Origin of the sequence: Bradyrhizobium sp. 17, from assembly GCF_023073515.1 — a bacterium.
Taxonomy (GTDB): Bacteria; Pseudomonadota; Alphaproteobacteria; order Rhizobiales; family Xanthobacteraceae; genus Bradyrhizobium; species Bradyrhizobium canariense_D.
This window is the reverse complement of record NZ_JADPJQ010000017.1, coordinates 62,356-74,318: the sequence shown is the minus strand read 5'-3', so window position 1 is coordinate 74,318 and position 11,963 is coordinate 62,356. Positions and strand designations below refer to the sequence as shown.

Sequence of the window (11,963 nt, the reverse complement as noted above, 5' to 3'; positions counted from 1 at the left end):
GTTCAAGCAAGTCTACATGACCTCGATCTTGGAGTTCCCGAAATCACCACCGGCGAGGTTTTGGTGAACAATAGAGCCGAATGAGTTCTCGGGCATAAAGTAGCTGAAAACGCCGCCATTTGCGTGGCGGTTGCCCTCCTTTGCTCATGTCGTCGACTTGATGTTCCCATCTCGTTTGCACCGATCGCGCCCTGGACACCCGTGCCGTCCGCCATGAATATGCGACTACGCGTGTTTTCGAGGAGTAGCAGCCACATGAAGCAACATACCTTCGAAGCATTTTCCACCACCGCGATCTACTGGACACCGCTTGTGCTTATGTGCACCGCGATGCCGCCAAGAGATCCCGATGAAGACGACGAGGAAGGCTCTGATCCGCAGGACAGAGCGCGGCGCAGATTGCGCGTCGTCTCGGGTGCAGTCGTAACGCGGTCTGCGGCATGCTAACCCGTCTGGGCTTGAAGCGCGACGGCCACAAGCCGCCCACAGCAACGCCCCAGATAAGGCCGCGCCCGAAGCTGAGGCCGACCTCGTCGGCAGCCTGCGCCCGTCCAGTCGCACGGAAGGTGTCGCGGAACACAGTGCAGAGGCAGCCGCCCAAGGAATTCAGCAAGCAGCAGCTCTACTCCATGCTGGCAGAGGCGGTCAAAAATACTGGCTGAGAGCTCCCGCGAACGTCCTTTGCGCGCTCCGTCAGTGCCCTGGCAAGGCTTAGTCTGCTACGGATCATGAGCGCCCTTCGGAAGATCAAACGTTGCGTTCCGGTCCACCCTCATAAGCCGACGACCAGAGACGGCGCTCGGACTTCGGATGCGGAATCCGCACAGTCGAAAGACAATATCAACGCGCGTTCTGCACTTTCCCGATCCTTCACGCGTTGATGGCCTTGAGGCGTGTTCAGGACGCATCCAATGCAAAAATCGATGGCTGCAAATCTGTGGGATCTTGTGTTCGAACGCGGGCACGATCAGTCGCCGGCCATCGCACACACACCCTTGTTGCGATTAAGGTCCGCCAAACGTAGATCAGCGCGGAATTGGTATGTTGAGAGCTCCGTCGAGTTGAGGAGCGCTATGTCTTTCGCATCCCAGCCCATGAGAGATATTATAGCGCCGCGATCTCTTTGCCGCAGCGCAAAATCCACTTGGGCTAGTCCGGGGCCGCTCCGCCAGCTTCAGATCGCAATTCAACCGCGAAAGCGTCTAAAACCAGATTGGTCATTATGGCTGGCAGTTTTCGAGCGGTGCGAGGCTAGTCGCGAGGCGCGGTAGACCGACGTAAGGGAGGCGCCATGTTCCGGCAATAGATGATCAGTGTCAGTTCGGCTCTCGCCGTTGTCCTAATGGCAATTTCAGCACGCCAGGCGTCGTTCCTTGACGGCAACAAGCTTCATGAGGGATATCGAGCTAGCAAAGAATCTCATCCTCGGTTTTGTTGCTGGTGCCGTCGATACTTCCGATACCGCGGATTTCGCTGTAGCTACGTTGTTTGTTGAGGGCGGATGACAAACAAAGTCTTTCAAAACAGCTACCTCACCAGCAGGGCTTTGGTACGAGGTTTTTGTCCTCCGGGCCGTCTATTGTAGTTTTTGGCTAGCAATCCGACTCAGCGCCACCTTCAAGCGTCTCTGCTAGTGAACAAGACCCTGACTGCAGTGTGGCCGTCCGAAGGAAAAGTGGATCCCTGATCATCTTCACCGGCCGCTCACGGCTCAGCGCCGGGAGGCGCAGCAGGACCGATAGGTGACGCGCCTTTCATCGCGTGCCCCGCACAGAACTGTGTACTGGCGCGGATGCACGCAAGCTCGGCTTGATTGAGGGCTTGCCCGCTCCCGTCACCTACAGCGAGAAAGCCAAGCCGATGGCGAGCCCCTGTGCGCGCGAACCGCTCGGCGCACTGCGATGCCTGCTATGAACGCCCGCCGCTTCATTGTTCCTCATCGCAGCTTGAGGACGATGGGAAACAGAGTATCACGTCTCGATAGTTGGTGCACTCACAGCGGATAGACGAGACATAGGCGCAGGCGCAACTTCAGGTCATGTGCCGGCACCGCTAGGGACGAGCGTCAAGGTTGCCACGTAGTGGCGCCACTGGATGGGTAGAAGTCATGACTTATCGTGCGCGTACTTTTCCAAAAGCAGCCGATTGTATTCCTCTCTCACGGCCTTCCGCGAAATATGCCCTCTTCGGTCTTTGGCGATCTTCAGAAGATCGGGTCAGTCGGCCCCCGTGATTCTCGCTTAAATCTCGCAAAGAGTCTGGTAGCAGGCGCCGAGGTCCTTCCAAACAGCCGGTCAAACCATCCCATTGTGTCCTCCCGGGCGGACCGCGAATTGCGACACTATCACCACGAATTTGGAGGTCAAACGGACAGTACGACTGCTGTTTCGAAAAACTCGCCACCACATCGTCCGCAACCGGTAATAGCGGAAACCAATACAGATGACCAACAACACCACCCCAGTGAACGGCGCCTTGCCAGATCTCACCTGACGCAATCTCATCGATGAGGGAACCGGCGACAGCGCCGCGGCTTGCCCGTCGCGATAACCACCATGTCCCGTACCGCAGCGCCGGCGATGGCATCCGCCGCTCCGCTTTCCGTGGAGACCCACTTTTGCCGATCAAGCTGAAGGTCAGTGACGTCGTCTTCGGCGAACCGTGATTGTTGTGCAAAGGGGCAGCCGATGAACTGAATCTGATTGCCGACACGATCAGAGGCCCGTCAGTTCACGCTAGCGGGCCTCCTGCACAGGGCTGTGATGCGCATTGTGTGAAGTAGTTCACAAGCGGCAAGTATCACCGAGCGTAGCGTGCGCGCTTCCACTGGAGGGAAGCGATTTGATAGGTTGTTAATTTCCACTTCATTGACTGTATTCAACCCGGCAGATAACTCGCTGGCTTTGTCCTACCGAAATGGCAGCGCCGGGGCTGGCTCATTTCATCACTGAACAGATATTTCCGACCGGCGGGCCTATCTGCGGCCATTTTGTTCGAGCTTCAACTCGGAAATACGCAATCAAACGCGGGTTCGCGCTAGTCACTTTGCTGCTTTTGCCAGATCTCAATAGCGTTTGGGCAGCAATGCTCAATAAAGAAGCGAACCGCGTCCGACGTACAGCGTTTGTTAAGAATTTCGGCGTCAGATTGCATCATAGATTTGTTTCAACCGACTCGGCTCTTTCTGGTCGGGCTCACGTATGAAGTTGCGCGGTCTAGTTAGGCTGCTCCGTCGAGTTCTAATTTACTTTGCCATTCCTTTCCATCGCTTCCGACGAGGGGAGCGATAACGACAGCTATTGGGGCACTCAATGTCTAGGGTCCTAAGATTTCCTCGACCTGATCAGAGACCCGAACCGGATCGTTCGCTCCAGGAAACATCTGTCATTCTTCCCAATATTGCTGCGCTGCTGTCGAGAGTGGAATCTCTTCAAATTCAAACCACCGACGATCTGCGCCTCGCCATCTTCATGCTCGATCTCGCAAACATGTGCATCCCATTGACTGTCGGCCAGATCCCGAATGGACTGAGCAGAAAACAGTTGCTGGCCCAATCCGCGAAGATCGGTCATCTCCTTGAGACTGCGCGTTGCGAGATGCAGCTATAAATCTCAGGAACTGACTACTTAAACTCGCCACTGTTAGTTCGAGGACTCGCCATGAGGTGGAATAATCGAAAGGCGACGCGCGTTCAGTTTGAACGCAAGCACATGGTCAACATCATCGGGGTCGATGGCACATGGCGACGGAGTTGCATCCTCCTCGACGCTTCTGAAATCGGCGCCAAGCTTGAGGTAGAAGGCTCTATCGACGCACTGAAGGCGCAGGAATTTTTCCTGCTTCTATCGTCTACCGGCCTGGCATTTCGCCGATGCGAGTTGGTTTGGGTCAACGGGGCGCACGTAGGCATCAGATTCGTCACCGAAAAGACGAAGAAAAATGAGCGCCCGGGACAGAATAACCATCTCGCTCCTGCGCAATGAGGCGAATGTTGTCGGCCAAGACCTTAGATGACCAAAAATCAAAAATGCAGCTAGTCTCGTCGCGAACGATCTCCTTCATCGATGTCCCCTCTCTTGCAGTTTGTGAGGCCAAAGAAGCTCTGCTTCACGACCAAAGTGGAGGCTTCATTCTCTATCTGTCCGGCGCAGGTTCATCATCAACGATGGAAGAGCGAGTCTTCTTCCTGGAATTGCGCGAGGCGCTGGTGTGGTTGAACGAGCCTCCTGAGGATCAAGGATCATTTTGGGTATGAAGCCGCGCGAGTAAGCCGCTCATCGGAGGCGGCCATCATGCTTGTACATGTTCTGACTGACAGTGCAGCCAAGTTGTCTGATCTTTGTCGCGTATACTTGACCGCAGATTTCGCATAGCGGCGGAACGGCTGGACGTTGATGCGAAGCTTTCTTACGTGCCTCACGCCGTCGTTGTCTGCGCCGACCTACGCCTCGTCGAGAACATCGCGGCTCTCAAGAAGAGAAGTCCTCGTCTATGGCAATCGGAATTGTGATCGCGAAGCCACCGACCAACACGATGACGCCGAGTACAATGCCGACGCGTTTGAAGCCTCTGATGAATCGCGCGCCAGCCGTGAGCGGGGGCTTAAGCGGTCCTGCGTAGGGGCGTAGATCAGTCATGGGGTTTCCATCAAATCGCAACCGCAGGTCGAGGGCAAGGGGAGGTGCTTGATACGATTGGCCTAGTCGTCGCGACTTGCGTCAGATGGCACCCGTCTTCACTGCGTGGGGCGACCATGAATACCGGGAGCGCGATCAGGAACCAACTGGATAGAAGCTTCTGGAACATCTTTAATGTTATGGAACTAAATAGTACTATCATATTGTAACAATTAGCTATTTATGTTCGCATAACATAGATTATGGAATATTTCGACGGATCCGCACGTTCGGATTTCAGATTTGGAAGCCCACAGGTGGAAATCCCATGTGGACACGCACATTCCGCTCTGGCGCCGACACACCAATACAGTTCAATCGCGACTCAGCGACGAATGAGATCAACGCGATGAGCTTCAAAGCGGCAGCCACGAATGGCGCATACGAGCCTACCTTACATTGTCCGAACTGCAATCACGAAATTCGACTGACGGAATCGCTTGCCGCGCCGCTGCTCGAGCAAACCCGCCGTCGCTTCCAGGAACAGCTCGCGGGAAAAGATGCTGAAGTCGCCCGCAAGACTGAGGCGCTCCGTCTGGAACGCGAACAGCTCACCAAGGACCGCGAGGCGGTCGAAGACCAGGTCGCGAAACGATTGACGGCCGAACGCGAGCGGATTGTCGCTTCTGAAGCCAAGAAGGCGCGCGAAGCCTCTGCTGCGGAACTATCAGCGAAAATTAATGAGGCTGCCGAGCTCCGTCAGCTTCTGGAGGCGAATAACCGCAAGCTGGCCGAAGCCCAGCAGGCTCAGGCTGAACTTATTCGCAAGCAGCGCGCGCTGGACGATGAGAAGCGTGAGTTGGACTTGACCATCGAAAAGCGCGTTCAAGCGTCCGTTGCAACGGTTCAGACCAAGGCCAGGCAGGAAGCCGACGACGCTGCCAGGCTTCGCGTTGCCGAAAGGGATCAAACGATCGAGTCGATGGCACGTACGATCGAGGAACTGAAGCGCAAGGCGGAGCAAGGTTCGCAACAGGCCCAAGGCGAAGTCCTCGAACTGGAACTCGAGGAGCTTTTGCGCAGCCGTTTCCCAACGGATATCATAGAACCGGTCGGCAAAGGCGAGCTTGGCGCCGACGTCATCCAGCAGGTCAACGGCGCCGTCGGGCAGCCGGCAGGCATAATCCTATGGGAGACGAAACGGACCAAATCGTGGAGCGACGGTTGGCTGGCGAAGCTCAGGGATGACCAACGGCGGTCGGGCGCCGACGTATCGCTCATCATCTCGCACGCGCTACCCAAACACATCGAACAATTCGATCTGATGGATGGCGTGTGGGTCGCTCATCCTCGGTGCGCCCTCCCCGTTGCGGTGGCGCTGCGTCAAGCGCTGCTCGACGTATGCGGCGCACGGCTCGTGCAACAAGGCCAGCAGACAAAGATGGAGCAGGTCTATGACTATCTGACCGGCACCAGATTCCGGCAACGTGTCGAAGCAGTCATCGAGAAATTCAACGACATGCGAGACGACCTCGACAAGGAACGCAAGTTTATGGGTCGCCAATGGGCGAAACGCGAAACGCAGATTGTATCTGTGATAGATTCGACCGTTGGGATGGTGGGCGACCTCCAAGCGATAGCCGGCAAGTCAATGCCTGAAATTCCCAGTTTGGCGCCTCCCCTGCTAGAAGCCGGTGATCCGCCCGAACGCAAGGCGAGCTAGTTTTCACAAGACGATCGCCTCCCTTCCCTGCGGCGTCAGCATGACGATTGGGAACGGGCCTGTAGCTCAATGGTTAGAGCCGGCCGCTCATAACGGTCTGGTTGCAGGTTCGAGTCCTGCCGGGCCCACCAACTTGATCAATATTATGTTGTGTCGGTTCGCGGCGGCACTGACTCGGATTCGCACGATCGCACGTTCGTTGAGCACAACGGGTGCAGGCGCCCGTTTTCTTGGCGCAAGAAATGGGCGGAGGACTGGGACCAAGTGAAGACGTGTTCGGATCGCTGCGGGGGCGAATTACGTCTCAAGGGTCCAGCAACCAACAAAGGCTTGGCCCAACGATCGGTGCGGGCGCCTTCCGTCCAGGGCCGATGTGGTCACGCGCATTAAGGCCTGAAAACCTGGTTTTGGGGCTGAAAATGACGCGAAACCCCGTTCAGGTGCGCGGCCGAACTGATCTTTTGGCGTTATGATCAATGCGACAACGGATTCGCGTCGCGGGAGGCAGTTTTGGCGAAAGTGTTCTTTTCTTATTGCCACGCCGACGAAGCGTTGCGGGACCAGATCGAAAAGCAGCTTTCGCTACTGAAGCGGCAGGGTGTCGTCGAGACGTGGCACGACCGGCGGATTGAGGCGGGCCAGGATTTCGCCGCCGAAATCGACTGCCATATCGAGACTGACGACATCATCCTGCTGCTGGTCAGCTCGGACTTCCTCTCGTCGGACTATTGTTACGAGATTGAGCTGAAACGGGCGATGGAACGGCACGAGGCGGGCGACGCGATCGTGATCCCGGTCATCCTGCGTGCCTGCGACTGGCACGGCGCACCGTTCGGCAAACTCAACGCGACGCCGCCGGACGGCAAGCCGATCACACAATTCCCCGATCGCGACCAGGCCATGCTGGAAGTGGCGAAGGCCATTCGGGTGGCAGTGGCAAGGTTGAAGCCCGCCCTGCTACACCGAGGCCCACACCGGTGGTTCGCCTACCGCGGGCCGAAAGCGAGCCTAGCATCCGGTCCAGTAACCTGCGACTCGCCAAGACGTTCACCGACCGTGACCGCGACCGGTTCAAGCATGATAGCTTCGAGTTCATGGCCAAGTTCTTCGAGAATTCGCTGCAGGAGGTCGAAAAGCGCAACCCGGGAGTCGAAGGAAACTTCCGCCGCATCGACGCGAACCGGTTCACGGCGGCGGTCTACCGGAATGGGACGGTGATCTCCCGCTGCACCGTCTTCATCGGCGGACTCGGAGGCGGCATCGCGTATTTTGCCGGCGAGAGCTCCACGAGCGATACGCTGAATGATTCGATGTCGGTCGGCAACGACGAGCACGAGCTGTACTTGAAATGTCTTGGCATGCAGCGTGGCGGCGCAAGCAACCTGACCCAGGAAGGCGCGGCCGAATATTATTGGTCGCTGCTCATCGAACGTGTGCAAGGACGCTAAAAATGTTGTCGTCTGAAGAAATGCGCGTGGACTACGTCGGGAGGGCGGAGGGACTCACGCTCGTGGTGCCGGTCGGAAAGCACGATGACTGGCTCCTTCACGACCGCTGATGCCACGCCCGCGACCATCTTTCTCGACGGCGACCACCGCTTCGTTGCCATCGATTGCGCCGACAACACGAATTGCAAAGGGCTTCTGATTCCCAACGTACGGATAGAGGTCGACGAAACGTCGGTTTACGATACGGTGGGCAATTATGCCCCGCCCGGCATGGTCGTTCGGCAGAATGACGGACTATTTGTGGCCGCCTCTGCAGACGCATGCGGATGCGGAGCGATCTTTTTGCTCTGCAGCGCGGACTGGCTGAAAGCGGCGTCAATCTTTCCGCTGGCTTCAGCAAGTGGCAGATAGTGTTGGGAGACGGCCCCCGCCAGCGCGTGCTCAAGACCATCGATCTCACGTAGAAATACCGATTTCCTGTCGGCTGCCATGCTGAGTCCGCCGGGTCCAAAATTGCCCAGCGCTTTTTCAGACCATCCAGCGCGGGCAATCAGGTTAATCGACAACGTCACTACGATCGCCGCACCGCTGAAGGGGAAAGCAGCGCTAGCTTATCAGGTTCGATCGCCGGTCTATCGCGACCCCGTCGCGATGTCTTTTGGCCACGCCTACTATGCGCACGCAAGAAGGTGCTATTGATGCACAACTCAAGCCAACGAGATCCTGCGGAAGGCAAGCGCCTATTTTGCGATGGCGGAGCTCCATAATCGCCTTCATCGACGATCATCGTGGGGCGCATGGGGTCGAGCCAATCTGCAAGGTGTTGCCGATCGCCCCCTCGACCTACCACGCCCATGTGGCCAAGCGGCACGATCCGGCCAGGCTGTCGGCGTGCGCCGGGCAGGACGCCAAGGCCGAACGTTCTCTGGCTCTCCGACTTCACCTATATCTGGACGGCCGAGGGCTGGCTCTACGTGTCGGCCGTGATCGACCTGTTCTCGCGACGAGTGGTCGGCTGGTCGATGAGCGCCAGCATGACGGCGCAGTTGGTCGCCGACGCCCTTCTGATGGCCGTCTGGCGACGCGGCAAGCCGGATGCCCTGATGCATCACTCCGATCGTGGCAGCCAAGGCGGATTCAAACGGTCGTCGCAACACCAGTTTTTTCACTCATAACAGCAATTCGTCAAGCGCCTCCGCCGGCGTTTTCCAGCCCAGTGTCTTTCTCGGTCGCATTGAGGGCCGCTGCCACAGTGGATATCTCGTCGGCGCTATGGATGCTCAGGTCTGTGCCTTTCGGGAAGTACTGCCGCAGCAGCCCGTTGGTGCTCTCGTTAGTGCCGCGCTGCCAAGGGCTTTGCGGGTCGCAAAAGTAGACCTGGATACCCGCATCGATCTTGAGACGATCGTGCTGAGCCATTTCGGCTCCCTGATCCCAGGTCAGCGAGCGACGCAGTTCTTCGGGCAAGGTGATGACGGTGCGCGTGATCGCGTCGCGCACGGCTTCGGCCCCGTGTCCCGCGAGCGCAGGTCCGTTCTTCGCGCGCGGAGCTTCGCCATGCCGCGCCAACCGGGGAAGGTGCAATAGCATCGTGAAGCGCGTCGTGCGCTTGACCGGCGTGCCGATTGCCTAGCTGCCAAGACCGAGAATGAGGTCTCCCTCCCAACGTCCCGGCACTGCTCGATCGGCAGCTTCAGCAGGGCGCTCACTGACCATGATCTCCGGCGAGACAAACCCCTTGGCGCCGCTTTCGATCGCGCTCGCGCCGAACTGGCGCTATCGAAGGCATCGGTGACAGAGTTGGCTCCTCGACGGCGCCGATGGGAGGTGGCTCCGTTGCTTGGGCGCGTGCGGGCCGTGCCTCCATGGTCGCGAGAACCGAGGGTCCCTTGTCGGTGATACGCCAGCCGCCGTTCATCCGCTCGATGAGACCTTGGGAGAAGATATCCAGGTCGAGCACGCGGGGCCGCCAATCGCTTCGCGCGTTCGGCCCAGTCCGGTCCGCTGGTCGCCAGGATCGCCATGTCGCGCTTGAGGTCCGCCATGGCGGCGAAGCCGTCTGGATAGCTGACCAGCACCTCGAGAACCGTCACCTGGAAGTTCACCGCCCCACCCGTACCCGGCTTCCGCGAACTTGCTTCCTCGATATCTTAGGAGCATTCGTCATCCTCTGGTTTTCCTTGGGGGTGTGCGGTGATCGGTCAGCCCGTTGATTGACGCAGTGAATGTGGACATCGAAGATCTCGACATCGCAATCGAGCACGGATGAGTGACCTCCATTTGGGCCGTCCAGGCGCGGATGGCTTTCCGCCGCTCGCCAAAGGCGTCGACATAGTGCTCGTTGGTGAGGGCACCATCGAGGGTCTCGACAACGCCGCGCGCGGCCTACCCGACCACGGAAATCGTTAATCGAGACCGACGACTGGGGGCCGGTTGAAGTGCCAAGTCAAACTGTGGCGTAGTACCCCTCGCCGCCCGAGTTCGCTCGCGACGAACGGGTGGATGTCGTGCACCGTGTACAACGTGTCCCCCTCCTGCAGGCTAGTGGGGGACTTACTGGTCGCGAGGATGACGGCAATGCGGGACTAGCGCCTGCGGCGCCGCCGCCGGGACAGCCTTGGAGGAAAATTCCCCCTGATAAAATCTCATTGAAAACATTACCATTTTTGACGCAACCACTCGCCTGAGCGCAGAGCTCACCTCCGCGTCTAGCTAAAGTTGGTCGTGTTCAGTTACTTCCAGTAACTTGCCCGTTGATAACTTTAGCCGATTTCCTTTGCTCCGCGACACGAGTCAGCGACGCGGATACTATTGTTTTTATTGTCAAATTACGATGACTGTCGATGCTAAAGGCAAATCCTGATCCGCTGCAGCGTGCTTTTGGCGAGGTATACGCCCGATGGCTGGCTGATTTTGATGGCAAACCGCTCAAGGTGAACTTCCGAGAATTGGTTGGAGCGAATTCCGGCGTTGACCGGTTTACACACCTGATCCATCCGTATCCCGCCAAACTTCTCTTCAATATTCCTCTGCTGCTCCTGAACTGCGAACAGCTCGGCGGTCTGGGGGACGCCATCTACGACCCTTTTTGCGGCTCCGGCACCGTCCTGTTGGAAGGCCTTCTCGCAGGGAGACGGGTCTTCGGAACCGACTCGAATCCTCTCGCACGGATATTGTCGTCCGCAAAGACGACTACTCTCTCAGCTCACCGCCTGGAGGAAGCGTATGAGAATGTCATGGAAGGGATTCCGCGGCACGGCGACGGCTTGCCCGCCGGCCCACTGAATCTCGAGCAATGGTTCTCACCAACCGTGCTCCGGCGTCTGGATCGATTGGCAACTTCCCTACGCAACCTCCCCGATTCACCTGAGCGGTCCTTTTTGCTGGCATGCTTCTCAGCCACCATCCAACGAACCAGCTTGGCGGATCCGACCGTGTCCGTTCCCGTTCGCATCAATCCATACAAACGAACTTTGACTCGCGACCAAAAGGCTCAACGGCGCGAGTGGCTAAAACATCGACTTAGCGCAAACGCGTTCGACGAATTCGCGAACATCGTCAGCAACAACATTGCGCGGATGTCGAAACTTCACGACCACCTCGGGGACGCCTCACCGGTCCATATAGCCGGCGACGCGAGAGAACCCGCGCCCGAATCGCTGGACTTGATCCTAACGTCGCCTCCATACGCCAGTGCACAGAAGTATATTCGGTCCAGCAGCCTTTCGATTCAATGGCTCGGATTCGCGGAGGAAGGTCTGCGGCAATTTGAACGTTGCAGCATTGGGCGCGAGCACTTCGGCAGGGGCGAACTGACCGCCCTTGACGACAGGCTGCCTTCGACCGCCCGCGCTATCGTCCGGTACTTGAGAAAGAAAAACGAACTCAGGGCCCACATCGCGCAGACATTCTTGCTAGAGATGCGGGACGCGCTTTCGGCAGCGGTTACGAAGCTGCGGCCTTCAGGGCACCTGGTCCTCATCGTAGGAAACAATCTTGCATGCGGTCGGGTTTTTGATACCCAGCAGTATCTGACTGAGATCTGCGGTGAGCTCGGGCTGAAGCGCAAGCTCAGCCTGATCGACCGGATCCACTCGCGCGGACTGATGACGAAACGAAATGAGACCGCGTCGGTGATTAAACAAGAGTGGATCAACATCTATCAAAAGACATAGG

General features: G+C 57.8%; 10 protein-coding genes, 1 tRNA gene, 3 pseudogenes and 1 other annotated feature. Of the genes and pseudogenes, 11 read left to right on the top strand and 3 right to left on the bottom strand.

Going from position 1 to position 11,963, the window contains the following annotated elements; genetic code table 11:
• Positions 1 to 398 precede the first annotated feature (398 nt).
• The 3 genes from IVB13_RS03830 (at position 399) to IVB13_RS03820 (ending at position 4,255) form a co-directional block, all read left to right on the top strand.
• Positions 399 to 662: a GcrA cell cycle regulator gene (locus IVB13_RS03830; RefSeq protein ID WP_346732268.1), complete on the top strand. Its 264-nt coding sequence runs from the start codon at positions 399 to 401 to the stop codon at positions 660 to 662.
• 2,997 nt (positions 663 to 3,659) lie between these two features.
• Positions 3,660 to 3,983, top strand: a complete 324-nt coding sequence (locus IVB13_RS03825; protein WP_247487829.1) for a PilZ domain-containing protein — start codon at positions 3,660 to 3,662, stop codon at positions 3,981 to 3,983.
• A gap of 8 nt (positions 3,984 to 3,991) precedes the next feature.
• Positions 3,992 to 4,255: a hypothetical protein gene (locus tag IVB13_RS03820; RefSeq protein ID WP_247487828.1), complete on the top strand. Its 264-nt coding sequence runs from the start codon at positions 3,992 to 3,994 to the stop codon at positions 4,253 to 4,255.
• Positions 4,256 to 4,469: 214 nt separating this feature from the next.
• Here IVB13_RS03820 and IVB13_RS03815 read toward each other — a convergent pair whose 3' ends face one another.
• Positions 4,470 to 4,637 carry a hypothetical protein gene (locus IVB13_RS03815; RefSeq protein ID WP_247487827.1) on the bottom strand — a complete coding sequence of 56 codons (168 nt, stop codon included), beginning with the start codon at positions 4,635 to 4,637 and terminating at the stop codon, positions 4,470 to 4,472.
• Between the two features lie 388 nt (positions 4,638 to 5,025).
• Between IVB13_RS03815 and IVB13_RS03810 the strand changes: the two genes are divergently transcribed.
• The 6 genes and pseudogenes from IVB13_RS03810 to IVB13_RS03785 all read left to right on the top strand — a co-directional run.
• Complete coding sequence (locus tag IVB13_RS03810) at positions 5,026 to 6,339, top strand: DUF2130 domain-containing protein (RefSeq protein WP_247487833.1); 1,314 nt, start codon at positions 5,026 to 5,028, stop codon at positions 6,337 to 6,339.
• Between the two features lie 55 nt (positions 6,340 to 6,394).
• Positions 6,395 to 6,470, top strand: a tRNA-Ile gene (locus IVB13_RS03805).
• A gap of 388 nt (positions 6,471 to 6,858) precedes the next feature.
• A complete protein-coding gene (locus IVB13_RS03800; RefSeq protein WP_247487832.1) occupies positions 6,859 to 7,557 on the top strand; it encodes a toll/interleukin-1 receptor domain-containing protein in 699 nt (232 codons plus the stop codon).
• Entirely contained in the window at positions 7,554 to 7,787 is a 234-nt protein-coding gene (locus IVB13_RS03795; RefSeq protein ID WP_247487825.1) for a hypothetical protein, read from the top strand. The genes IVB13_RS03800 and IVB13_RS03795 overlap by 4 nt, the downstream gene beginning before the upstream one ends.
• 84 nt (positions 7,788 to 7,871) lie before the next feature.
• Positions 7,872 to 8,198 carry a hypothetical protein gene (locus IVB13_RS03790; protein ID WP_247487823.1) on the top strand — a complete coding sequence of 109 codons (327 nt, stop codon included), beginning with the start codon at positions 7,872 to 7,874 and terminating at the stop codon, positions 8,196 to 8,198.
• A gap of 326 nt (positions 8,199 to 8,524) precedes the next feature.
• Positions 8,525 to 8,625 (top strand) — a sequence feature (AL1L pseudoknot).
• An 88-nt stretch (positions 8,626 to 8,713) separates the two neighbouring features.
• Positions 8,714 to 8,917 (top strand): annotated as a pseudogene (locus IVB13_RS03785) (DDE-type integrase/transposase/recombinase); the annotation flags it as partial.
• A 39-nt stretch (positions 8,918 to 8,956) separates the two neighbouring features.
• On the opposite strand, the pseudogene IVB13_RS03780 reads toward IVB13_RS03785, so the two are convergent.
• Positions 8,957 to 9,521: pseudogene (locus IVB13_RS03780) on the bottom strand (IS30 family transposase); the annotation flags it as partial.
• Positions 9,493 to 9,892, bottom strand: a pseudogene (locus IVB13_RS03775) (hypothetical protein). The pseudogenes IVB13_RS03780 and IVB13_RS03775, both read right to left, overlap by 29 nt.
• Positions 9,893 to 10,052: 160 nt before the next feature.
• On the opposite strand from IVB13_RS03775, the gene IVB13_RS03770 reads away from it, so the two are divergent.
• A complete protein-coding gene (locus IVB13_RS03770) occupies positions 10,053 to 10,196 on the top strand; it encodes a hypothetical protein (protein ID WP_247487821.1) in 144 nt (47 codons plus the stop codon).
• A 434-nt stretch (positions 10,197 to 10,630) separates the two neighbouring features.
• Positions 10,631 to 11,962 (top strand): hypothetical protein, encoded by a 1,332-nt coding sequence (locus tag IVB13_RS03765; protein ID WP_247369647.1) that lies wholly within the window; start codon positions 10,631 to 10,633, stop codon positions 11,960 to 11,962.
• Position 11,963: the final 1 nt, after the last annotated feature.

Bases quoted from the DNA above. Each gene is read 5' to 3' on its own strand.
- IVB13_RS03790 (WP_247487823.1), top strand. From the start codon at position 7,872: ATGACTGGCTCCTTCACGACCGCTGATGCCACGCCCGCGACCATCTTT.
- IVB13_RS03825 (WP_247487829.1), top strand. From the start codon at position 3,660: ATGAGGTGGAATAATCGAAAGGCGACGCGCGTTCAGTTTGAACGCAAG.
- IVB13_RS03810 (WP_247487833.1), top strand. From the start codon at position 5,026: ATGAGCTTCAAAGCGGCAGCCACGAATGGCGCATACGAGCCTACCTTA.
- IVB13_RS03765 (WP_247369647.1), top strand. From the start codon at position 10,631: ATGCTAAAGGCAAATCCTGATCCGCTGCAGCGTGCTTTTGGCGAGGTA.
- IVB13_RS03815 (WP_247487827.1), bottom strand. From the start codon at position 4,637: ATGACTGATCTACGCCCCTACGCAGGACCGCTTAAGCCCCCGCTCACG.
- IVB13_RS03770 (WP_247487821.1), top strand. From the start codon at position 10,053: ATGAGTGACCTCCATTTGGGCCGTCCAGGCGCGGATGGCTTTCCGCCG.